The organism is Streptomyces sp. DI166 (assembly GCF_900091315.1).
Lineage (GTDB): Bacteria > Actinomycetota > Actinomycetes > Streptomycetales > Streptomycetaceae > Streptomyces > Streptomyces fuscus.
Window position 1 is genome coordinate 1 of record NZ_FLSP01000102.1, and the last position, 23,010, is coordinate 23,010.

The 23,010-nt window shown below is 70.3% G+C and carries 18 protein-coding genes and 2 pseudogenes; 8 read left to right on the forward strand and 12 right to left on the reverse strand.

The window, feature by feature from the left end:
- Together GA0115233_RS33530 and GA0115233_RS33535 are read right to left on the reverse strand one after the other, a co-directional pair.
- Positions 1-470: hypothetical protein (locus tag GA0115233_RS33530; RefSeq protein WP_255310442.1), on the reverse strand; the 470-nt coding region annotated here is incomplete at its 3' end.
- A 153-nt stretch (positions 471-623) separates the two neighbouring features.
- Positions 624-2,999: an N-6 DNA methylase gene (locus GA0115233_RS33535; protein ID WP_093724109.1), complete on the reverse strand. Its 2,376-nt coding sequence runs from the start codon at positions 2,997-2,999 to the stop codon at positions 624-626.
- Positions 3,000-3,209: 210 nt separating this feature from the next.
- Here GA0115233_RS33535 and GA0115233_RS33540 point away from each other — a divergent pair, with 210 nt between their 5' ends.
- Both GA0115233_RS33540 and GA0115233_RS33545 read left to right on the forward strand, forming a co-directional pair.
- Complete coding sequence (locus tag GA0115233_RS33540; protein ID WP_093724110.1) at positions 3,210-3,890, forward strand: hypothetical protein; 681 nt, start codon at positions 3,210-3,212, stop codon at positions 3,888-3,890.
- Between the two features lie 180 nt (positions 3,891-4,070).
- Positions 4,071-4,853, forward strand: a complete 783-nt coding sequence (locus tag GA0115233_RS33545; protein ID WP_093724111.1) for a hypothetical protein — start codon at positions 4,071-4,073, stop codon at positions 4,851-4,853.
- A gap of 51 nt (positions 4,854-4,904) precedes the next feature.
- Here the strand turns inward: GA0115233_RS33545 and GA0115233_RS33550 are convergent.
- Positions 4,905-5,327, reverse strand: a pseudogene (locus GA0115233_RS33550) (HNH endonuclease family protein); the annotation flags it as partial.
- 122 nt (positions 5,328-5,449) lie between these two features.
- Here GA0115233_RS33550 and GA0115233_RS33555 point away from each other — a divergent pair.
- The 3 genes from GA0115233_RS33555 to GA0115233_RS33565 all read left to right on the forward strand — a co-directional run bounded on the left by GA0115233_RS33555 (position 5,450) and on the right by GA0115233_RS33565 (position 9,377).
- Positions 5,450-6,580, forward strand: a complete 1,131-nt coding sequence (locus GA0115233_RS33555) for a tyrosine-type recombinase/integrase (RefSeq protein WP_093724112.1) — start codon at positions 5,450-5,452, stop codon at positions 6,578-6,580.
- Positions 6,581-6,729: 149 nt separating this feature from the next.
- Positions 6,730-8,781, forward strand: coding sequence for a tyrosine-type recombinase/integrase (locus GA0115233_RS33560; protein ID WP_107406479.1), 2,052 nt, complete (start codon positions 6,730-6,732; stop codon positions 8,779-8,781).
- Positions 8,778-9,377, forward strand: a complete 600-nt coding sequence (locus tag GA0115233_RS33565; protein ID WP_141689608.1) for a DUF6262 family protein — start codon at positions 8,778-8,780, stop codon at positions 9,375-9,377. Before GA0115233_RS33560 ends, GA0115233_RS33565 begins: the two co-directional genes overlap by 4 nt.
- A 17-nt stretch (positions 9,378-9,394) precedes the next feature.
- On the opposite strand, the gene GA0115233_RS33570 is transcribed toward GA0115233_RS33565, so the two are convergent.
- Genes GA0115233_RS33570 through GA0115233_RS33580 form a run of 3 tightly spaced genes read right to left on the reverse strand, consistent with a single transcriptional unit; the run spans position 9,395 to position 11,486 of the window.
- Entirely contained in the window at positions 9,395-10,057 is a 663-nt protein-coding gene (locus GA0115233_RS33570; protein WP_093724115.1) for an NAD(P)-dependent oxidoreductase, read from the reverse strand.
- Positions 10,058-10,079: 22 nt separating this feature from the next.
- Positions 10,080-10,724 (reverse strand): FMN-dependent NADH-azoreductase, encoded by a 645-nt coding sequence (locus tag GA0115233_RS33575; protein ID WP_093724116.1) that lies wholly within the window; start codon positions 10,722-10,724, stop codon positions 10,080-10,082.
- Between the two features lie 48 nt (positions 10,725-10,772).
- Positions 10,773-11,486 (reverse strand): DsbA family oxidoreductase, encoded by a 714-nt coding sequence (locus GA0115233_RS33580; RefSeq protein ID WP_093724117.1) that lies wholly within the window; start codon positions 11,484-11,486, stop codon positions 10,773-10,775.
- A 97-nt stretch (positions 11,487-11,583) separates the two neighbouring features.
- On the opposite strand from GA0115233_RS33580, the gene GA0115233_RS33585 reads away from it, so the two are divergent.
- Positions 11,584-12,003 (forward strand): winged helix-turn-helix transcriptional regulator, encoded by a 420-nt coding sequence (locus GA0115233_RS33585; protein WP_218063593.1) that lies wholly within the window; start codon positions 11,584-11,586, stop codon positions 12,001-12,003.
- 24 nt (positions 12,004-12,027) lie between these two features.
- On the opposite strand, the gene GA0115233_RS33590 is transcribed toward GA0115233_RS33585, so the two are convergent.
- Positions 12,028-12,777, reverse strand: coding sequence for an HNH endonuclease family protein (locus tag GA0115233_RS33590; protein WP_093724118.1), 750 nt, complete (start codon positions 12,775-12,777; stop codon positions 12,028-12,030).
- A gap of 79 nt (positions 12,778-12,856) precedes the next feature.
- Positions 12,857-13,240, reverse strand: a pseudogene (locus GA0115233_RS33595) (HNH endonuclease); the annotation flags it as partial.
- Positions 13,241-13,382: 142 nt separating this feature from the next.
- Here GA0115233_RS33595 and GA0115233_RS33600 point away from each other — a divergent pair.
- Complete coding sequence (locus tag GA0115233_RS33600) at positions 13,383-13,568, forward strand: Rv0909 family putative TA system antitoxin (protein WP_093724119.1); 186 nt, start codon at positions 13,383-13,385, stop codon at positions 13,566-13,568.
- A 172-nt stretch (positions 13,569-13,740) separates the two neighbouring features.
- Here the strand turns inward: GA0115233_RS33600 and GA0115233_RS33605 are convergent, their stop codons facing one another.
- On the reverse strand, positions 13,741-14,631 hold the full coding sequence (locus GA0115233_RS33605) for an SCO6745 family protein (RefSeq protein WP_093724129.1): 891 nt from the start codon (positions 14,629-14,631) through the stop codon (positions 13,741-13,743).
- 163 nt (positions 14,632-14,794) lie between these two features.
- Between GA0115233_RS33605 and GA0115233_RS33610 the strand changes: the two genes are divergently transcribed.
- Positions 14,795-15,385: a TetR/AcrR family transcriptional regulator gene (locus tag GA0115233_RS33610; RefSeq protein ID WP_093724120.1), complete on the forward strand. Its 591-nt coding sequence runs from the start codon at positions 14,795-14,797 to the stop codon at positions 15,383-15,385.
- A gap of 22 nt (positions 15,386-15,407) precedes the next feature.
- Here the strand turns inward: GA0115233_RS33610 and mfd are convergent, their stop codons facing one another.
- From mfd to GA0115233_RS33625, 3 genes are all read right to left on the reverse strand, one after another.
- Positions 15,408-18,941 (reverse strand): transcription-repair coupling factor, encoded by a 3,534-nt coding sequence (gene mfd, locus GA0115233_RS33615; protein WP_093724121.1) that lies wholly within the window; start codon positions 18,939-18,941, stop codon positions 15,408-15,410.
- A 320-nt stretch (positions 18,942-19,261) separates the two neighbouring features.
- Positions 19,262-21,841, reverse strand: coding sequence for an ABC transporter permease (locus tag GA0115233_RS33620; RefSeq protein WP_093724122.1), 2,580 nt, complete (start codon positions 21,839-21,841; stop codon positions 19,262-19,264).
- Positions 21,838-22,626, reverse strand: a complete 789-nt coding sequence (locus GA0115233_RS33625) for an ABC transporter ATP-binding protein (RefSeq protein WP_093724123.1) — start codon at positions 22,624-22,626, stop codon at positions 21,838-21,840. The genes GA0115233_RS33620 and GA0115233_RS33625 overlap by 4 nt, the downstream gene beginning before the upstream one ends.
- Positions 22,627-23,010: the final 384 nt, after the last annotated feature.

Here is a 23,010-nt window from a genome sequence, read left to right on the forward strand (position 1 = left end):
GCATCGCCGGGGCGGCTGGTGGGCCAGGGGCGGCTGCGTGGGCGCGGTCGTGTACGGCGAGCCCTGCTGCGGAAGCCGTAGCCCGCGGGGGTGTTCGGGGCGTGCACCGTGGTGGCGTGCGGCGCGTAGCCGCCGTACTGGCGCTGCTGCGCGCTGTGGAAGCGGATGTCCATCACCAGGAAGTACACGGAGCTGAACGCTCCGAGCAGCAGGACGATCGCCACCGCGACATCGGAGCGTGGGTCGGACTCCGGCACCGAGCCGACCACCGCGAAGCACGCGATGGACACGGGCAGGCTCGCCCAGGCGAGCACCCAGTCCCCCGCCCGCCCGCGCAGGAAGGCGATCCGGAACAGCGGCACGCACGCCAGGATCCCGCACGACAGGAAGCCGAGGGCGGCGAACAGCACGCGCAGGGAAATGACCGTTGCCGCGCTGCGGGTGGGCGGCGCCGCGCCGTGGCCGTACATGACTGCTCCTGGACCGGTGAGCGATGGGGACGAACAACAGAGTTCGAGCGTATAGGCCGACAGCGGTAACCGGTCCCGGGTTGTACCGAACCGTTGTTGTACTGATCACTTCCCCCGGCCGGTCCCCCGGCCCGCGCCCCCGTCTCGCGCCCCTCAGTCCGGAGCGACCGTCCCGTCGGTCAGACCGTCGTACATCCCGCGCAGGAGCTGCTCCCCGAGCCGGCTCGCGCGCCTGAGCGCCCGCTCGAACTCGTCGAGTGCGCGGAAGCGCGCGCCGTAGCGCCGTTGTTCGTCGAGCGGGAGCCGGGGCAGTTGGAGCCGGCGCACGTCCAGGCGCGTGGCCGTGGAGGCGTAACTGCTGGCCTGGCGGTTGTTGGCGGTGCCGCGCAGGAACCCGGCGAGGAACCACGGGTCGAGCGCCGTGGGATCGGGGCGCAGGAGCACGAGATTGCGCCCCAGGGCGGCGCCCCCCGTCGTGTCGTCGATCACACGCGCCACCGAACCGCCGCCGAGCACCGGCACGACGACATCGCCCGGCTCGGTCAACACCGGTTCCTCGTCGCTCTCGGGCAGCGTCCCCGAGGGCGCCGTCCCGGCGAGGACGTCGTGGTCGGTGAGCACGGGCACGCGTGCGTGGCCGCCGTTTCCGCCGGTGCGCATCACCAGGGCGCCCCCGCGCGCGAGTTCACCGATGGTGGTGAGCGGCCAGCGCACGGGGGGCGTGTGCGCGGCCGGTGGGGGCGTGAGCCGCTCCGCGAGCCCCAGGGTCTCCCCCAGGCGCTCCCGCACGCCCGCGAGCGCCTCCGCGCCGTCGGCCGCCGCGGGTGGCGGCAGGTGACGGGCCGGGGCCAGGTCGACGTCGTCGTCGAGCAGGTCGATGACGGGCAACGCGCGGGCGAGGCCCGGCCGCTCGTCGAGCGTTCCGGTGCGGTCGAAGACCCGCCAGGCGTCGAGCACGGCGTCCCGCACGGCCCGCCAGTCCGGCCCGCCGCGCCCCTCCGTCGCGAACTGTCCGGCGTCCGCGAGCAGCACCTCCGGCTGCGCGGGCATCTTGTCGGGCCGGCGCAGCACCCACAGGTGGAGCGGAATGTTGTACGGCGGCGCCGCGCCCACCGGCAGTGCGACGACGGCCCGCAGCGCGCCCCGGCGCAGCAGGTCGGCGCGGATCCGGCGGCCGGAGCGGCGGGAGGCGGCGGCGGGCGGCATGAGGAGCACCGCGGTGCCGCCGTCCTTCAGCCGGGCGAGCGCGTGCTGCACCCACGCCAGCTCGGACTCGGTGCGCGCCGGGAAGCCGTACTCCCAGCGCGGGTCGTAGGCGAGTTCGTCGTGGCCCCAGTTGCGCTCGTTGAACGGCGGGTGGCACAGGACGGTGTCGGCGCGCAGGTCGGGGTGGGCGTCGGCACGCAGGGTGTCGCCGACGGCGGCGCGCACGTTGGCGCGGGAGCGCAGGGCGAGCCGGAGCGCGGTGACGGCGGCGAGCTCGGGGGCACTGTCCTGGGCGTACAGCTCCTGGTCGGGGCGGGCGTCGACGGCGCGCAGGAGGGCGCCGGTGCCGCAGGCCGGGTCGAGGGCGGTACGGGCCGGTCCCGCGAGGTCGGCCATGAGACCGGCGAGGTCGGCGGGGGTGAGCGTGTACTGGCGCGGGTTGGCGTCGAGGTGCCGGCCGAGCAGGAACTCGAACGCCTGGCGGGCACCGCCCAGCTCGGCGGCCAGCTCGGCGGCGCCGCGGAGGAGGGGGGCGGAGGGGAGGATCTCGGGGCCGGTGGGGGTGTGAACGGCGGGGGCGTGGGGGGCGGGGGCGTGGGGAGCGGGGGCGTGGGGGGCGGGGCCGTGGGCGCTCGGCATGTGTGCGTCGGGTGCGGTGTTCACACCCGCTGCGGCGGCCGGAGTGTTCACACCGGCAGCGGCGGATGGAGGGTTCACACCCGAATCGGCCGGTGCGGTGTTCACAGCACGGCCCTTCGCGCCGGCGTTCACAGGGCCCGACTCGTTCACATCGCCAGGTCCCTGCGCACGGCCACGCGAGTTCACAGCCTCCGAGCTGTTCACAGCATGCGCGGAGTTCACAGCGGAGTTCACAGCGGACCGTGAGTTCACACCCGCCGCCCGTCGCGACGCCGCTCTCCCCGCCGCGTCCCCGAACCGCGCTACGAGCACCTGCTCCAGCACCTCCGGAAGCATCGCCGCGAGCCGCTCGTCGGAACCCGCGCTCACTTCCAGCCAGCGCGTGGGCCGGTCATGGATGAGCAGCAGGACGCACCCGGCGTGGGTGAGCGCGGTGACCGGGCCCGCGGGGTGTCCGGCCAGTTGCTGCCAGACCCGTTCCCGCAGCGGGACTTCGGCGAGTTTCCCCTGGTTGCGCAGCCAGGCCTCGACCTCGGCGAGCGCGAAGGAGGGGCTGGTCTCGGTGCCGCCCACAGGCTTGGGGAAGTCGGCGTGCCGACGCCGCCAGTTGCTCACGGCGGCCCGCCCCACACCCGCGAGCCGCGCGATTCCGGCCGCGGTCACCTCTGTCGCGTTGTCCTGCACGCCCGGTTCCCCTCTCCGCCCCGGCCTGACCCTGCGCGTGGCTGTGGCGTCGAAGCATACCGACGCATCCAAGATCCCTGCATTCACGGCCGTGTACACAACCAATCATGTGAACCGTGTTGACTCGGTTCACATGTGATGTTCTTATTGACCCGTCGAACGAGCGACCAGCCGGAGGGGGCGGTCGCCGCTCTGGGAGGGGACACAGTCATGGGCATGAAGAGCAAGATCGCGCTGGGCGCCGTCGTGGGCATCGTCGTCATCGGCGCCGTCTCGGCGAACTCCGGGGACGACGGCTCCAGCAACTCCTCCGACAAGGGCTCCTCGGCGTCCGCCGACAACGGCACGTCCGGGAAGAAGAAGTCGGACACGGGGGACAAGGCCGAGGAGAAGAAGGTCGCCTTCGGGGGCGACGGGGACTTCGAGGTCGGCTCCGACATCAAGCCCGGCACCTACCGCACCACCGGCAACACCGACGGCATGTGCTACTGGGAGCGCGCCAAGGACGCTTCCGGGGAGATGGACTCGCTGCTGGCCAACGACAACGTGACGGGCACGAGCTACGTCACCGTCAAGGGCACCGACAAGCTCTTCAGCTCCAGCGACTGCAACGACTGGGAGGCCGTGGACGAGAAGGCCAAGGGCTCCCCGGCCACGAAGATGTCCGGCGACGCCGGAATGCTCAAGGTCGGCGTCGACATCGCCCCCGGCACCTACAAGTCCAGTGGCAACACCGACGACGCCTGCTACTGGGAGCGCGCCAAGGACGCCGACCACTCCATCGACTCGATCATCGCGAACAACAACGTGAGCGGTACGGCCGTCGTCACCATCGCCGCCTCGGACGCCTACTTCAAGACGTCAGGCTGCCAGGACTGGAAGAAGTCCTGACCCACCCGCGCCGCTCGACCGGACCGATAGGCCTCACCGGCCCCTGATCAGCCCGGTCGGCCCGGCCGGCCGTCTCCCCGGCCCGGCCGCCGTCGCCGCGCCGCCCGCCCCGAGGGCGGCCCACCGCGTCAACCCACCACCCCCAGCGCGCCACGCGCTTGTCTTCACCGAGGAACACCCATGCGTCGCACCGCACTAGCCGCCCTCTGTCTCACCGCCGTCGCCACCATGGCCGTCACCGGCTGCCAGGGGGACGACAAGGCGGATGGAAAGAGCAAGGCAGACACCGGGCAGTCCGAGCAGTCCGGCACATCGAAGGAACCTTTCGCCGGGCTGACCGGCGGAGAGATCGCCGAACGGGCCGTCGACGCCACCTACGAGGCCGACTCGTTCCGCATGACGGGCGACATCCCGGACGAGGAGTCCGGCGGCACGATCGCCCTCGACATGGCCCTCGACCGCAAGGGCAACTGCGCCGGCAACCTGAGCATCGGCGGCGAGGGCCGCGCCGACCTCATCAAGAGCGGCGACACCATCTACATGAAGTACGACGAGGACTTCCTGCGCGCCCAGAGCGAGGGCGAGCCGAAGGACGAGACGGACGCGGTGGTGGACATGCTGGCCGGGAAGTGGACCAAGATGTCCGCGAAGGGCCCGGACGCCGAGGAGTTCACCGACTTCTGCGACATCAGCACGGTCCTCGGCGACGCCGAGGACACCCGGTCCGACGCCACCCGCGGCAAGACCACCGACGTCGACGGCACGCCCGCCATCACCCTGCACGAGAAGGGCGGCAAGGAGAACTACACCCTCTACGTCGCCACCGAGGGCGAGCCGTACGTGCTGAAGCTGGTCAGCGACACCCCCTCGGACAAGGGCTCGCTCACCTTCAGCGACTACGACAAGCCCGTCCCGTCGGACAAGCCCTCCGGCGAGATCCTCGACCTGGACGAGCTGGGCTGAGCGGACACCGCACGGCACCACACCCGCTGACGCCGGCCCTCGTGGTCGGCGTCAGCCTCCGCACTGGCGCAGCATCATCTCCTTGTCGGGCGCGGTCACGGGCAGGTCGTACTTCAGGGAGACCTGGGCGAAGCGCACCGCGTAGGAGCAGCGGACCGACTTGTTCGGGGGGAGCCAGGAGGCGGGTCCCGAGTCGCCCTTGGAGCCGTTGGTCGGGCCGTCGACTGGCATCAGGTTCAGCGGGTCGTTGGCGATGGCCTGGCGCCTGCCCTCGGGCCAGCGGGAGGCGCCCATCTGCCAGTCGTAGGAGAGCGGCATGACGTGGTCGATCTGGACCTCTGTGGCCCGGGACTTGGCCCAGTCGATGGTCCGGCCGGTGTACGGGTCGTACAGTCGCATCGCCGTCACCACACAGTCCGAGCCGGACCGGAAGCGCAGGTCCTCGCCGTCGCGGCGCAGGACGTCGTTGCGGGTTATCTCTATCCCTCTCCCGATCGCGATGCACATGAGGCACAGCCGTAACCCACTCCTGTCCCTAACCGTTATCAGTCATGCCATGAGGCACATGAGTGACAACGGAGACAGGAAGCAGATCCATGACGTTATGCACAGAGAAGGCCGTCTCGCCCACCACCGGCGAGAGCACCTGGCTCCTGGTCGACGAGGAGACGTACGCGCCCCACCCCGAAGCCCGTGAGTTCTCCCTGTACCTGCGCGGAGCCGGGCGGTCACCGCAGACACAGCGCGCGTACATCCCCAGAATCGGCCGCTTCCTCAATTGGTGCGCAGAGCGGGGCATCAACTGGAAGACCGTCCGCCTCGGGGACATGAGCCTGTTCAAGTTCCACGTCGAGCGGACACCGACCCGGTACGGGCGGCCTCCGACCGGCAAGACGGTCAACGCCACGCTCACCGCGGTCTGCGAGTTCCTCCGCTTCTGCGCCGTCCAGGGACACGTGGACCACGAAGTCGCCGCGCGTCTCAGCGAGCCCCGCTTCCTCGCCCACGCCCCGGCCGGCTTCGATCCCGGCGAGGGCGGCCAGCACTTGATGGTCAAAGCCCGCGTCCTGAAGGCGCCGGAGATCGAGCGGGCGCCACAGACGCTCACCCGCGCCCAGACGGATCAGCTTCTCGACGCCGCTCGCACCGCCCGTGACCGGCTGCTGCTGACCGTCCTCCTGGAGGCAGGCCTCCGCATCGGCGAAGCCCTCGGACTGCGGCGCGAGGACATGCATCTGCTCCCCGACTCCACCCACCTCGGCTGCCGGACCGGTGGCGCGCACCTGCACGTCAGGCCACGACAGGACAACGTCAACGGGGCACGGGCCAAAGCCGGGCGCCCTCGCATGGTTCCGCTGACACCAGAGGTGGTGCACCGGTATCGCGATCACCTCGCCGAGCGTGAACAGGCGGCCGGCGCCGCCGACTGTGACTATGTCTTCGTCAACCTCGTCGGCGTCCACGCGGGACGCCCCCTGTCGTATTCCAACGCCAAGCAAGTGGTCGAACGGATCGGGAGGCGCTGCGGTCTGACCGCCCGGCCGCACATGATGCGGCACACTGCCGCCACCCGCTGGATCCGTAACGGGGTTGCTCCGGACGTCGTACAGACGCTCCTGGGCCACGCCTCCTCGGCTAGCACAGGCGTGTACCTGCACGCCCAGGACGAGGATCTCCGCGCAGCCGTCGCGGCCGTCGACAGCCTCGCCTCGGAGCTGCTGCGATGAACGTTGCACCTCTCCGCTCGGCTGTCGTCGCCTCCGTCTCCGCTGAACCGGAGTGGCCGTCATGGCTCGCGGCGCGCATTCCGTCGAGCTGGCGGGCAGATGAGTGGGACCCCGTTCAGGCACTGTTCACTGCCGATCCCGGTAACCCGATGACCAGTGTGTTCGTCTGCTCCGTGGCCTCCTGCACCACCCATGTGGCGAGCAACGGTTCCCGGTGCGACGCCTGCCGGAAAGCCCGATACCTCCTGGGGAACCCTACGGACTTCGACACCACGCACACCCCGGATCCGTCCCGCCGCAGGCCCAACACCTCCGTGAACGGGGCGATGCCCGGCGTCTCCCAGTTCTCTCTCGCCGATGTGAGCCCGGCGGTCCGCCAGGAGCTCCTCTACGGGCTCCAGCAGCGCGACGACGCCGGGATCAGCCTGGTCCCCCAGCGAGTGCGCCGCATTGTGGCCGGCCTCCCCTCCGGACTCGGCTCGCTCCTTGACCTGGACGCCTCCTTCTCCTCCGGGCTTCCGGCTGCGGCCTCCGGCGTCCTGAACGGTGTTCTCCTGCACGTCCGACGCGCACGCGTCGAGTTCGAGGGCACCGATCCGACCTCGGGCGACGTATGGGAGTGCGCCCTCATCGGGCTGACGGCAGGGCGCGGTCGCAAGTATGCCGCTGTCCACGGCGACATCGACTTCCGTCCGGTACGGCAACGTTGGCTGCGGGAACTGGTCAAGGAGTACGGCCGCACGGCACGCCCCAACGTCATGGACCTGCGGCAGACCGTCTACGCGGCGACCATCGCGTCCTCCGCTCTGGCAGGCCGCCCCCACGGGGATGAGCCGGGGCTCCTCGCCATGGCTGACATGAACGCCGTAGTGGACATGTTCCGAATCACCAAGCGTCCCGAGGACGGTCACGACTACTCCACCAGCCATCGCAGAGCCCTGCTCCGTCACTGGCGCACGTTCCTGGACTACGCCCGTCAGGCCGGGATGATGGATCACGTGCCCGGTGGCTTCGCGCTCAACCCCCGCTTCCACAGCATCGCCGCCGTGGAGGTGACCGAGGACGATCTCGGCCGTGCGATCCCCGAGCACATCATCGCCCAACTCGACGCACACCTGGGTCTGCTGGGCACCTCGACGGGGTACACGAGCGGCGGCTGGACGGCCGCCGACTTCGCGCGGATGTATCAGGTGGTCTACGCGGTCCTCCGGGACACCGGCCGGCGTCCAGGCGAAGTCACCAGCCTGCGCCGCGACTGCCTGGAGCGGGTCGACGGCAAACCGACGCTGATCTACGACAACCACAAGCGGCGACGACACGGCCGTCGTCTGCCCATCTCGGAGAGCACCGCCCAACTGATCGAAGCCTGGCAGAAGGAGCTCGATGCGCTACCGGCCGTACCGGCTTGCGCCCAGTGGCTTTTTCCCTCTCCAGGACAGCGCAATCGTCCACGCCGCGGGCATCTGAACACCTCGCATTTCTGCAACCGGATCTTCCGGAACTGGGTCGACGAACTGATCCCTGACCTTGTGGACGACCGTCTCGACGAGGACGGCGCCCCGCTCGCCTACGACCGCACCCAGGTCGTCCCGTACGGCTTCCGCCACGCGTACGCCCAGCGCCATGCGGACGCGGGCACCCGCCCCGACGTCCTGCGGGAACTCATGGATCACCGTTCACTGGACGTGACCATGGGCTACTACAAGGTCTCCCTCAGCCGAAAGCAGGAGGCCGTGCGCACGGTCGCGGCACTCGCCGTCGACCGGCACGGAGCCGCCCGCGGATTCGGCGATCCCCTCGCCTACGAGGTGGAAAGCGTCGGGGTTCCCTATGGCGGCTGCACCGAGCCGAGCAACGTCAAGGCCGGTGGCGGGCACTGCCGCATCCGCTTCCAGTGCGCCGGATGCGACTTCTACCGACCCGATCCCTCCTACCTCCCCGCCCTGGAACAGCAGATCGCGGACCTGCGGGCCGACAAGGAAGCCGCCCTGGCAATGGAGGCCGCCGACTGGGTCGTGCGCAATCTCGACGACCAGATCCGCGCCTACTCGAAGTCGGCCGATGAGATGCGGCGGAAACTCGACGCGCTGCCCGCCGAGGAGCGGGCCGCCGTCGAATCCGCCTCACGCGAACTGCGCAAGGCACGTTCGGCAGCGGCCTTCGTCCCCCTGCAGTCGCTGACGACACGGAGCTCCGAATGAAACGTCCTGCCACTTCCGGCGCCAATGACCGGCACGCACGGGTCGAGCGCCTCCGCGCCAGCCGCGCCAAGGACAGCGAGGCCAAGACCAGGCGTGCACTTGAGGCAGTGGAGGGCCTTCTGCGTACGGGACGCCGTGTCACCGTCGCTCAGGTGGCGCGGGAGGCCGGCGTGTCCACGTGGTTCGTCTACAACCAGTCCCAGGTGCACCGAGCCGTTCAGGACGGCATCACCACGCAGCGAGAGCACGGACGTCGGAACTCCCCTGCTCCGGAGGCCCAACAGGTGTCCCCTGCCGGCCTGCGCACGGATCTCGCTCTGGCCCGCGAAGAGATCAAGGACCTCAAGAAGGAACGCGACCGCCTCCGGAACCGGGTCCGGCTGTCTCTCGGCACCGAGCTGGACGAGGTGAACCGAAACGAACTGATCGAGCGGGTACAGCAGTTGGAGCAGCGGAACACCACCCTGGACCAACAACTGTCGGAGGCCAAGGATCGGATCACCGCCTTGGAGGGACAACTGCGTGGGGCGGAAGACGATCTCACCGCCGCACGGGCCGGTCTCCGCCGCGCGATGCGAGCCGTTCCGTCTCCGTAAGGAGATGCAGGTCCGGGTCAGCCGCGCGCGTTCCACACCAGAGGTGCCTGGCGAATCCAGGCATCCTTCTCGACGGCCTCCAGAAGGAAGCCCGCGAAGTCGGCGCGGTTGATCCTCATGCCCGGCTTGTCGGTACCGCGTTCGGCTGCCCGCACCGGGCCACCTGCCGTCTTGTCGCTGAGGGCGACGGCGCGGGCCAGTGTCCAGTCGGTGCCCGAGGCACGGACGGTCCGGTCGACTCCGTCGTGGTCGGCGAAACCGGCCTTGAGGTTGGACCCCTTGATGAACGCCCGCATCAACGGGTTGAGGTGGGCCCAGTCGTCCCCGGCGCCCTGTGTGGAGGCGAGGATGATCCGGCGGATGCCCTGCTCGCCCATCACGGCCAGGGTGGAGCGGGCGGCGTTCGTCATGAAGGCGGGCGGGCTGACGGGCTTGGCCCAGGGGTTGTCGGAGGCGCGCGCGTTGTTGAGCACGCTGATCACGGCCTCGGTGCCCTGGACTGCCTTGCGGAGGTCGTCCATGTTCGCGGGCGTGCCCTTGATCAGTTCGACGCCGGCCGGGGCCTGAACCTTGTCGGGGTTGCGCACCAGGGCACGGACCTGGTGACCGCGGGCAGCGGCCTCCTTGAGCACGTGGATTCCGGTGCGGCCGCTGCCGCCGAGAACGAGCAGGTTGGTCATGGGGATCACCTGGAGAGATGCGTCAGGCGGCACGCGGTGTGCCGAGGGCCGTGGCGAGGCTGCGGGCCTGGTCGTGGGCGGCGGTCATGGAGGCCTCGTGCAGGGGCAGGAGCGGCGCGAGGGCCGGAGCCCGGGGGGCCATGGTCAGCTCGGGTATCACGGTGGTGACGTCCAGGCCGAGGAGGTCATCGCGGCCCAGGACGGCTTCCAGAGTGGGCACTACGTAGTCGAGTCCTTCCTTGGGGGTGCCGGGTCCGTAGCCGCCGCCCCTCGCGGAGATCAGCACGGCCGGACGACCCGCGGCCGGGGAGGTTCCGGTGTGGCTCAGGGTGCGGTCCGTGACGATGATCTGGTCCAGCCACGCCTTGAACACCGACGGCATCGAGAGGTTGTACATCGGCACGGTGAACAGATACGCGCCGGCGCCGAGGAACTCCTCGATCAGCTCGTCCTGGATCGCTGCCGCCTTGGCCTGCTCCAGGGTGTGCTGGGCCGGGTCGGTGCTGCGGGCCGTGATGCCCGCAGCGCTCAGGTGGGGCACCGGTGAGGCGGCGAGGTCGCGGTGGACGACCGGGCCCTGCCACTGGTCACGGAAGGACTGGGCGACCTGGCGGGAGACGGAGGCCTCGCCGAGCGAGGAGGAGTCAATATGCAGCAGGTACGACATGGCGATTGCGCCTTTCAAAGCGAGGGGGGTGGGGAATGAGGGGCCGCGTCAGTGGCGGGCCGGGACGGCACAGCCGTCGGGGCCGCAACCCGGGGCGTCGCCCGCGGGGGCGAGGGTGATCGGCTGGGATTCGTTCCAGGCGGTACGCAACAGGTCGAGCAGGGAGTCGCTGTCCTGCGCGCCGGGAACGCCGTAGCGGCCGTCGACGACGGTGAACGGAGCGCCGGTGGCGCCCAGTTGCTGCGCGCGGCGGGCGTCGTCCTGGACCTGGGTGCGGTAGCGGCGCTCGGTGAGCACCTGGCGCGTCAGGTCACGTTCCAGGCCCAGCTCGTCGGAGAGCCGGAGCAGGTCGTCCAGGGTGAAGACGGGCTCGGCCTTGCCGAAGTAGGCGCGGAAGATCGTGTCCCAGGCTTCGCGGTTCTTGCCCTGCGCGGAGGCGTGGGCCAGGAGCTCGTGGGCCAGCTCGGTGTTGCCGACGACGTTGTCCAGCACCCGGTAGGGACTCAGGCCCTCGGAGGCTGCCAGCGTCTCGATCTGCCGGGTCGCCGCCTCGGCCTGCGCGCCACCGATGCCGTGCTTGCTCAGCAGGGCCTCGCGGACGCTGACCGTGCGGTCGGTCGGGAAGCTGCCACCCAGCGGGAACGAGTGGTGTACCACCTCGACCTCGTCGCTGTGCTCGAACCGCTCCACGGCCCGGTCCACGCGGTGGCTGCCGAGCCCGCACCAAGGGCAGGTGACCTCGGCCCAGATCTCTACCTTCATGGCCTGACCTCCAATTCCTCTCATTTGTTCGTAACGCCATGATGCGCCAGTATGGAAGGCGTTACAAAAGGCACATCGGTGTGCGCGACGGAGAGGAATGGGTGCCATGCAGGACAGCGCCGGTACGGAGATGGCGGCTGCGATCGGGCCGTGCGCGAGCATCCCCGCCGACCACATGGCCTTCATCCGACAGGTCCTGGACCGGGTCGGCGACAAGTGGAGCATGCTGATCATCGCGGTCCTGGAGGACGGCCCACTGCGCTACACCGACCTGCAGCGCCAGATCCCCGGCATCTCCCAGCGCATGCTGACCCACACGCTGCGCCAGCTCACCGAGGACGGCCTGATCACACGCACCGCCTACGCCGAAGTGCCGCCGCGCGTGGAATACGCCCTCGCCCCGCTCGGCTGCGGCCTGCACGAGATCGTCATGCAGCTGATCGGCTGGGCCGCCGACCACCACGACGAGATCCGCGCCAACCGCTCCCGCGCCGGCACCGGCTCATCCCGGTCCTGACGCCATCCTCGTCGAAGTGAAAGCTCAAGCACCGCACTGCTGAAGCATCATGGCCTTGTCCGCCGACGTAACGGCCAGTTCGTACTTCTGCGCCACCTGCGCGAACCGCACCCCGTACGAGCAGCGGATCGACTTGTTCGGCGGCAACCACGACGCCGGGCCGGAGTCGCGCTTGGCGGAGTTCGTGTGGCCCGAGACCGGCAGAAGATTCAGCACGTCGTTGGCCAGCATCCGCCGCTTCTCCTCGCTCCAGCGGGCGGCACCCATCTGCCAGGCGTACGACAGCGGCACCACGTGGTCGATCTGCACCTCGGTGGCCTTCGACTTCTTCCAGGCGATGTCCTTGCCGGTGTACGGGTCGTACAGGTCCATGGACACGACCACACAGTCGGAACCAGCGCGGAACGCGACGTTGCGCCCATGGAGTTTCAGCAAGTCGTTCCGCGTGTCACAACCGTTCCGCGCCAGCGGCACACCGTCCGCCGTGTCCATCCACGCGTAGCCGAACTCGTCGCGGTCGTAGCCCGTCTTCGGCCCTCGCCCCTTCGTGGACAGCTCCTCGATGAGCTTGCGGGCAGCAGCCTTGTCCGCGTCCGCCGTCACGGGCGCGAGCCCTGGCTTCGTACCGTCCGGGTTGTTGAGCGGACTGACCGCTCGTCGGTCCGACGTCGTCGACCCGGACCCCGTCGAGGGGTTGTCTTCGGCGAGACCCTCGCATCCCGAGACGAGGAGCACGGCAGCTGCCACGACAGCCACCGCACCGAAAGAGCCCATGCCCCCAACAGTCCTGTGACTCACGTCCCTCTCAGCAAGCACAGCTCGCCACTCCCCGCATGAGCTGCGAAAACGCCCCACCCACCCGGCGAAGCATAGAGATAATGCGGGTGTCGCAGCCGTTGCGGGCGAACGGGATGCCGCCGGGCGCGGAGTCCATCCAGGCGTAGCCGAACTTGTCCCGTTCATAGCCGGTGCGGGGGCCGCGCCCCTTGGTCTCCACCTTCTCGATCAGGGCCCGCGCCTCGGCGCGCTCGCTGTCGGAGGTGATGGCGGCGAGGCCCGGCAGGGTGCCGTCGGGGTTGTCCAGGGGGCTGACGGCGCGTCCGGATCCGGGACCGCCTTGGGCGGAGCCGGAGGAGGCGTCGTCCAGGGGCAGATCGCCCAGGTCGTCGCAGCCCGTGAGTACGACCGCCATCCCGAGTACCGCGGCACAGACCGCCGCCCCGCCCCTCAGACGCATCACGATGCGCCCCTCCCCTGCGTGCCGGTTTGCTGCTCTCACGGTAGCCGCCGAGAGGTCCAGACCATATGGGCAGAAAATGCGCATTCCATGCATCAGCGGCGTATCGTCGGTTGTGAGTCGCCTCCGGAAGGAGCTCTGGATGGGCATCTTCGACAAGTTCAAGAGCAACCGCGGGATGCAGGACAAGGCGAAGGACATGTCCGACACCGCGGAAAAGAAGGTCAACGAGAAGACGGGCAACAAGTACGAGAGCCAGGTCGACGACGCGCAGCGCAGGGGTGAGGGCGCGCTCGGCATGGACCGCGACCGGCCCGAGCAGCCATAACCCGTTGACCCACGGAGGTCCCGAGGCCCTCCCGGCAGTCGCCTCCATCGACGGGGCGACGGCTGCAGGGCGTCCTGAGCCATCGTGAAACAGAGGCCGTCCGCGGAGCCCCACCACCCCGCGGACGGCTTCGCGCTGTCCGGCACCGGTGAGCGGGGCTCCGCCGCCGGGTTCAGACCTTGCCTATCCCCAGGGTCGACTCGGAGGGCAGCAGGCCCGAGGAGATCGCCGCGACCCAGAACTCGCCCAGCAGTTCGGCGAGTCGGTCGATGTCCTTGACCCCCAGTGCGCGCCAGGAACCGGCGGCGAGGCGGTCGGTGTGCTCCTCGACCTCGTGGCGCAGGGCGCGGCCCGCGTCGGTCGCGGCGCCGTCGGCGCCCAACAGGCCGCGCGCCACCAGGCGTTCAACGGCCGCCGCCCACTCCTGCGGGGTCCAGCCCCGGCTCTCGAAACGCTCGACGGACGCGGCGCCTATCGCGGCGAAGGAGACGAGCGATTCGACCGGGTCCAGGCCGGCCACGAGCAGGGCGGCGAGGTGGCCGTCGCCCCGGTGCTCGCGCAGGATTGTCACGGCCTGCCAGAGCTGGAGGTGGGGCGGTTCGGGCCAGTCCAGTTCGGCATTGGCCGCGGCGAGCGGGCGCCCGGCCGTGTTCGCCGCCTCGGCCACGCGCCGGGCCAGGGCCGCGGCCTCCGCCAGCTCCGGGCTGTCGACGCGGTCGCCGAACAGCGCGCGGTAGGTCCGGTCCATGCCGCGCAGCCGCGCCGCCAGCACGTCGTCCGGGCCGGCGGTCTTCCACGCCGTGTCCATGTGCTCGGCGACCGTGCGGGGACTGAAGCTGTAGAAGGCGGAGGCCACCCGCTCACTGCCGACCCGGCCCAACGGGGCGGCCCGGAAGGGGAAGTAGCTCGGCCAACGCTCGCCGGTGTCGTACCCGAGTGCGGCGGCCTCCTCGAAGACCTCGGGCGCGTAGTACACCACCGCGTGCAGCGGCTCCAGCAGGTGCCAGAGCTGACGGACGCGGGCCGGTTCGACTCCGCCGCCCACTTCCTCGTACGTCGACATGCTCATTCCCCCTTGTATCCGGCGGCCCGGCCGGCACCCCGGCCGGCAGCCCATTGACCAGTTCGCGGGAGGCCGGTCCGCCACCCACTCAACTTGACACCGACTAGATTGCCCGAGCGACTCCCAACTTGTCAACGACTAGATTCCGCGTACTCTGCTGGACATGACCCCAGCACCGGCCAAGAAGCCCGCCGAACGCCCCTACCACCACGGTGACCTGCGGCGCGCCGTCCTCACCGCCGCGCTCGACGTCATCGCCGCCGACGGGCCCTCCCGGCTGAGCCTGCGCGATCTGGCCCGCCGCGCCGGGGTCTCGCACGCGGCGCCCGCGCACCACTTCAAGGACCGCACCGGCCTGCTGACGGCGATCGCGGCCGAGGGATTCGGACTGCTCGCCGCCGAACTCGCCGAGGCGGAGGACCTGAAGGACGCGGGCGTCCACTACGTGCGCTTCGCGCGCGAGCACCCCGCGCACTTCCAGGTGATGTTCACGCCCGAGCTGCTGCGCGCCGACGACCTCGAACTCACCACCGCCCGCGCCCTCGCCGGGGACGCCCTGCGCGGCGCGGTGGCCTCCGTACGCCCCGACGAACTCGGCATCGACCCCCGGCTCGCCGGGGTCGCCGCCTGGTCCCTGGCCCACGGCTTCGCCACGCTGCTGCTCGGCCGCAACCTGGACGACCCCATCGGCAACCAGGACCCGGAGGACGTCTTCCGGACCCTGGCCGCGATGCTGTTCCGGCGCGACGCCTGAACAGCCCCCAAAAGACGGGTGCCTACGACCCCAGAATCGACGCCAGGAACTCCCCGACCCAGCCCAGCAGTTCCCGTCCGACCAGCGGCTTGCCGCCCACCTTCGCGGTCTTCGGCCGCGGGACCAGCACCTGGTGCACCGCAGGCTTGACCACCGAGCCCGGGTACAGGCGCTTGAGCCGCAGCTCCTGCGACTCGCGCAACTCCACCGGCGCGAAGCGGATGTTGTTGCCCTGCAGGACGACCTCGCCGACGCCGCACGCGCGCGCCAGCATGCGCAGGCCCGCCACCAGCAGGAGGTTCTCGACCGGCTCGGGCAACTTGCCGTAGCGGTCGACGAGTTCCTCGCGTACGGCCTTGATGTCCTCCTCGGTGCTGGCGGAGGCGATGGAGCGGTACGCCTGGAGGCGCAGCCGCTCGCCGGGGGCGTAGTCGTGCGGGACGTGCGCGTCGACCGGCAGCTCGATCTTGACCTCCAGCGGCGGCTCCTCCTCCACACCGCCCTCCAGGGAGGCGCGGTAGTCCGCCACGGCCTCGCCGACCATGCGGACGTACAGGTCGAAGCCGACGCCCGCGATGTGGCCGGACTGCTCGCCGCCCAAGAGGTTGCCCGCGCCGCGGATCTCCAGGTCCTTCATCGCCACGTACATGCCCGCGCCCATCTCGGTGTGCTGCGCGATGGTCGCCAGACGTTCGTGCGCGGTCTCGGTGAGCGGCTTCTCCGGCGGGTAAAGGAAGTAGGCGTAGCCGCGCTCCCGGCCGCGCCCGACCCGGCCGCGCAGCTGGTGCAGCTGGGAGAGGCCGAAGTTGTCGCCGCGCTCCACGATCAGGGTGTTGGCGTTGGAGATGTCGATGCCGGACTCGACGATCGTCGTGGAGACCAGGACGTCGAACTTCTTCTCCCAGAAGTCGACGACGACCTGTTCCAGCGCGGACTCCGACATCTGGCCGTGGGCGGTCGCGATCCGTGCCTCGGGGACGATCTCGCGGAGTTTCGCGGCCGCGCGGTCGATGGACTCCACACGGTTGTGGATGTAGAAGACCTGGCCCTCGCGCAGGAGTTCGCGGCGGATGGCCGCGCCGATCTGCTTCTCCTCGTAGGGGCCGACGAAGGTGAGAACCGGGTGGCGCTCCTCCGGGGGCGTGGTGATCGTGGACATCTCGCGGATGCCGGTGACCGCCATCTCCAGCGTCCGCGGAATCGGCGTCGCGGACATCGTCAGCACGTCGACATTGGCGCGCAGCTTCTTCAACTGCTCCTTGTGCTCGACGCCGAAGCGCTGCTCCTCGTCGACGATGACCAGGCCGAGGTCCTTGAACTTGGTCTCGGAGGAGAACAGCCGGTGCGTGCCGATGACGACGTCCACCGAGCCGTCCTTCAGCCCCTCCAGGACCGCCTTGGCCTCGGTGTCCGTCTGGAAGCGGCTGAGCGCGCGGACGTTGACCGGGAACTGCGAGTACCGCTCGGAGAACGTCCCGAAGTGCTGCTGCACCAGCAGCGTGGTCGGCACCAGGACCGCCACCTGCTTGCCGTCCTGCACGGCCTTGAAGGCGGCGCGCACCGCGATCTCGGTCTTGCCGTAGCCGACGTCGCCGCAGATCAGCCGGTCCATGGGGACCGACTTCTCCATGTCCTCCTTGACCTCGGCGATGGTGGTGAGCTGGTCCGGGGTCTCCGCGTAGGGGAAGGCGTCCTCCAGCTCGCGCTGCCAGGGGGTGTCGGGGCTGAAGGTGTGGCCGGGGGCCGCCATGCGCGCGCTGTACAGCTTGATCAGGTCGGCCGCGATCTCCTTGACGGCCTTCTTCGCGCGGGCCTTGGTCTTCGTCCAGTCCGCGCCGCCCAGGCGGTGCAGGGTGGGGGCCTCGCCGCCGACGTACTTGGTGATCTGCTCCAGCTGGTCGGTGGGGATGTAGAGCCGGTCACCGGGCTGGCCGCGCTTGGCGGGGGCGTACTCCACGACGAGGTACTCGCGCGTGGCGCCCTGCACGGTGCGCTGGACCATCTCGATGTAGCGGCCGACGCCGTGCTGCTCGTGGACGATGTAGTCGCCCGCCTCCAGGGTGAGCGGGTCGATGGTCTTGCGGCGCCGCGCGGGCATGCGGGCGCCGTCCTTGCCGGCCGCCTTCTGCCCGGACAGGTCGGTCTCGGTGAGGACGGCGAGCCTGAGCGCCGGGTCGACGAAGCCGTAGTCGATGGAGCCGCACGCCACGTGCACAACGGACGGGCTGAGTTCGGCGAGGTCGGCGTCCAGGCGGGCGGCGATGCCCTCGCCGCCGAGCACCTCGACGGTGCGGGCGGCGGGGCCGTGGCCCTCGGTGACGTAGACCGCGCGCCAGCCGTCGGCGAGCCAGCCCTTGGTGTCGGCGAGCGCCTTGGCGGTGTCGCCGCGGTAGGTCTCGGGGGCGTGCATGCCGAGCTTGAGAGTGTCGGCCTCCTCCAGGGCGCCGTCAGCGGCGAACGGCGACACCGACCACCACATCATGTCCAGCTCGCGCGCCCGGTCGCGGACGTCCGCGATGGACCACAGGGAGGCGGCGCCGACATCGATGGGGGCCTCGCCGCCGCCCGCGGTGGCCGCCCAGGAGGCCTGGAGGAACTCCTGGCTGGTGGCGACGAGATCGGCGGCACGCGTGCGTACCCGCTCCGGGTCGCAGACCAGGGCCATGGCGCCCTTGGGCAGGACGTCGATCAGCAGCTCCATGTCGTCGACCAGGACCGGGGCGAGGGACTCCATGCCCTCCACGGCGATCCCCTCGGCGATCTTGCCGAGCAGCTCGCCCAGCTCCGGGTGGTCCTCGGCGAGGGCACGCGCGCGTGCGCGTACGTCGTCGGTGAGCAGCAGCTCGCGGCAGGGCGGCGCCCACAGGCCGTGCTCGGCGACCTCCAGGGAGCGCTGGTCGGCGACCTTGAAGTAGCGGATCTCCTCGACGTCGTCGCCCCAGAACTCGATGCGCAGGGGGTGTTCCTCGGTGGGCGGGAAGACGTCGAGGATGCCTCCGCGTACGGCGAACTCACCGCGCTTCTCGACCAGCTCCACGCGCGCGTACGCGGCGGCGGCGAGGGCTTCGACCACGTCGTTCAGGTCGGCGGTCTGCCCGGTGCGCAGGGCCACCGGCTCCAGGTCGCCGAGGCCCTTGACCTGCGGCTGGAGGACGGAGCGCACGGGTGCGACGACGACGGAGACCGGGCCGGTCTCGGGGTCGTCGGGGCGCGGGTGGGCCAGGCGCCGCAGGACGGCGAGGCGGCGGCCGACGGTGTCGCTGCGGGGGCTGAGCCGCTCGTGCGGGAGGGTCTCCCAGGAGGGGTACTCCACGACGCCCTCGGGGGGCAGCAGGCTGCGCAGGGCCGCCGCGAGGTCCTCGGCCTCCCGGCCGGTCGCCGTCACCGCGAGCACCGGGCGGCCGGCCTCGCGGGCCAGGGCGGCGACCGCGAAGGGGCGGGCCGCCGGGGGGCCGACGAGGTCGACGTGCATGCGGTTGCCGTCGGTGGCCGCGCTGATCGCTTCCGCGAGGGCGGGGTCCTTGACGACGGCGTCGAGCAGACCGTGCAGGCTCATTCGGGGCGGCTTTCGTCCGGGGGGTGGGCAACACGAACCGCCCGACACGCGCTGCGGGCCGGGGGTGCCTTCCAGCGTACGACGCCCCACCGACAGCCGCCGGGGCTGTGGACAACCGTGGGCTTGGGGACAACGCTGCCGGGCCACCGACGGGTGCGAACCGGACATGCCCGACGGGTGCGAGCGGGATATGCCCGACGGCGTGGGCCGGATATGCCCGGTGCCGGGAAGCCCCCCAAGGCTTCCCGGCACCGGTCCCCGTTTCCCCCGTGTCCCCCGTTCCCCCGCAACCCCCGTATGCGGTGGCTCCTGTGTCCGTCCTACTCCGTCGCGATCGCGTTCAGGACGTTCATCCGCCCCGCCCGGAACGCCGGGATCAGTGCGGCGAACAGGCCCACGAAGGCCGAGCCGATGAAGACGCCGCCGATGGTGCCCCAGGGGATCTCCAGGACCTTCAGGCCCTCCAGGGCGAGGAGCTGCTGGGCGGTGGCGCCCCAGCCCATGCCCAGGCCGAGACCGAGCAGGGCGCCGAAGAGGGCGATCACCACCGACTCCAGGCGGATCATCCGCCGCAGCTGGCGCCGCGAGAGGCCGATGGCCCGCATCAGGCCGATCTCCCGGGTCCGCTCGACCACCGACAGGGCGAGGGTGTTCACCACACCCAGGATCGCCACGATGATCGCGAGGGCGAGCAGGCCGTAGATCATGTTCAGCAGCTGGCCGATCTGGTCCTTCAGCGCGTCCTTGTAGTCGGTCTGGTCGCGCACGGTGTACTGCGGGTAGTCGTCCAGCGCCGACTTCAGGGCCGTGTACGCGGCGTCCTGCTGCCCGTCCTTCGCCGCGGCGAAGACCAGCTGGTCGAGCGGCATCCTGTCGGCCGGCACGTACTTGGCGAGCGTGTCGATCGACATGTACTTGGAACCCGCGTCGATGACGACCTCGCTGCTGGTGATCGCGCGGACCGTCAGTTCGGCGGTCTCGCCGTCCTTGAAGGCCAGCTCGATCTTCGAGCCGAGGCTGATGCCGTGGTCCTTGGCGAAGTCCTCGGGCACGGACATCGAGTCCGGCTTGTAGGCGTCGTCGAGGTTGCCGGCGACGACCTCGGTGCGCAGGTCCCGCGCGTAGGACGGGTCCGCCGCGGTGACGTCGGTGTCCTTGAGCGTCTTGCCGTCGGGGGTGGTGTAGTCCGCCTCGGCGATCTTGTACTCGGTGACGTGCTCCAGACCCGGCGTCTTCTTGATCGCCTCGACGGCCTGCGGGGTGACCAGCTGACCGCTGTCGGACTGGATGATGAAGTCCGTGCCGACGGTCTTGTCGAGCTGGTCGGTGGCCGAGGCGACCATCGAGGAGCCGACGACCGAGAGGCAGGCGACCAGCGCGAGGCCGATCATCAGCGCGGCGCCGGTGGCACCGGTACGGCGCGGGTTGCGCAGCGCGTTGCGCTCCGCCATGCGGCCGACGGGACCGAAGATCCGCAGAACCACGGCGCCCAGGACGCGCACCACACCGCTCGCCAGCAGCGGGCCGATGACGACGAAGCCGATCAGGGAGAGCACCACGCCCAGGCCCAGCCAGAGCGAGCCCTCCTTGGCCTTGTCGGCCGACGCGGCCAGGTAGAGACCGAAGCCGCCGCCCGCGGTGAGGAGCGTGCCGAGCACGGCGCGCACCACGCCCGCCTTGGCGTCCGCCGGGGCGCCCGCGTCGCGCAGGGCGGCCATCGGGGAGACCTTGCCCGCGCGGCGGGCCGGCAGATAGGCGGCGAGGACGGTGACGACCACGCCGAGCACCAGGCCGACGACCGGGGTGGTCCAGGCGATGGTCAGGTCGGAGGTGGACAGCTCCATGCCCATGGAGCCCATCAGCTCCATCAGGCCGATCGCGAGGCCCACGCCCGCGCCGACACCGAGGACGGAACCGACGACACCCAGCAGCAGCGCCTCGACCAGCACCGACCGGTTGACCTGCTTGCGGCTGGAGCCGATGGCCCGCATCAGGCCGATCTCGCGGGTGCGCTGGGCGACCAGCATGGAGAAGGTGTTGATGATCAGGAAGATGCCGACGAGGAAGGCGATCCCGGCGAAGCCGAGCATCGCGTACTTCATGACGTTCATGAAGCCCTCGACGTCCTTCTGGCCGGCGTCGGCGGACTCCTTGGCCGTCTGCACCTTGTAGGCGCCGTCGGTCGCGGCGAGCACGTTCTTCTTCAGCTGCTCGTCGCTGACGCCGGCCGCGGCCGTGACGTTGACGTTGGTGTAGACGTCCGGCTCACCGACGAGCGCCTGCTGGGCGGTCCTGGTGTCCAGGTAGAAGATGGCCGCGCCGGGGTTGGTGACCTGGAAGTCGGCGATGCCGGAGACCCGCGCGTTGTGCGTGCCGACCGCGCTGATCACACCGATCCTGTCGCCGAGCTTCAGGTCGTGCTTGTCGGCGGTGTCCGCGTCCACCATCACCTGGTCCGGGCCCTTGGGCGCCGTACCGGAGGTGATCTTCATGGTGCGGGCCTCGTTGCTGTTCCAGCTGCCCACGATGGTCGGGGCGCCGCTGGAGGGCGAGAGGCTGTCCTTGTCGCCGTCGATGACGGTGACCGAGGTGGAGAAGACGGCGCCCTCGGCCGACTGCACGCCCTGCGCGCCGCGCACCTCCTCCAGCACCGAGGCCGGTATCACCGGCGGCTTGCCGGTGTCGTCGGTGGTCTCACCGGTGTCGGAGGCCTTCTTCGAGCTGACCGTCACATCGGAGGAGGTGGCCTCGAAGAGCTTGTCGAAGGTGGTGTTCATGGTGTCCGTGAACACCAGGGTCCCGCACACGAACGCCACCGACAGCAGCACGGCCACAGCTGACAGGGCCATGCGTCCCTTGTGCGCGAAGAAGTTGCGCATCGAAGTCTTGAGCACGGTCATGACGTGCGCCCCCGGGCGTCGAAGTCCTTCATGCGGTCCAGCACGGCCTCGGCGGTCGGCTTGAGCATCTCGTCGACGATCTGTCCGTCGGCGAGGTACAGCACACGGTCCGCGTAGGAGGCGGCGACCGGGTCGTGGGTGACCATCACGATGGTCTGGCCGAGTTCGTCGACCGAGCGGCGCAGGAAGCCCAGAACCTCCGCCCCCGCGCGGGAGTCGAGGTTTCCGGTCGGCTCGTCACCGAAGATGATCTCCGGCCGCGCCGCCAGCGCCCGCGCCACGGCGACACGCTGCTGCTGGCCGCCGGAGAGCTGGGTGGGCCGGTGCTTGAGCCGGCCGGCCAGGCCGACGGTCTCCACGACCCGGTTCAGCCAGTCGCGGTCGGGCTTGCGGCCCGCGATGTCCATGGGCAGCGTGATGTTCTCGATCGCGTTCAGCGTCGGCAGCAGGTTGAACGCCTGGAAGATGAAGCCGATCCGGTCCCGGCGAAGCTGCGTCAGCTTCTTGTCCTTCAGGCCGGTGATCTCGGTCTCGTCCAGGTAGATCTGACCACTGGTGACGGTGTCCAGACCGGCGAGGCAGTGCATGAGGGTGGACTTGCCGGACCCCGAGGGGCCCATGATCGCGGTGAACTGTCCCCGCGCGATGTCCACGTCCACATGGTCCAGGGCGACGACACGGGTCTCGCCGGACCCGTACGCCTTGACGACCTGCCGCGCCCGGGCGGCAACGGCCGTACGCCCTCCAGTGCCCCCGTGCCTGGGAATGGTTACGGCCGAAGTCATGATGAATCTCCTATGTCGGTCAACAGATGTCGTACGAAGTGGTGCGTCACAGTCGTGCGATGCGGTGCGTCGTAGTCGTGCGATGCGGTAAGTCGTGGTCGTGCGATGCGGTACGTCGAAGAGTCTGGCGCCGGGAGGGGCCGGTGCGCGCTGGTGCCCAGTGCACTCTTTTCCGGGGGAAAACCCCACCCCCGTGAGGCCTGCCAGCCGCCCCTCAGCGGCGTAAAGCCAGGTTAAGGACGGTGGGGGTGCCGTCTCGTCCTCCGCCGGTACGAACCCTCCCCGGGCCCTGGTACGGAGGAACCCCTAGGGGCTGTGCACCCTTTGGCGGATCTTTCTCGGGGTTGTCTCCTCCTTCGGTCCCGGACACCCTTGCGCCTCCCG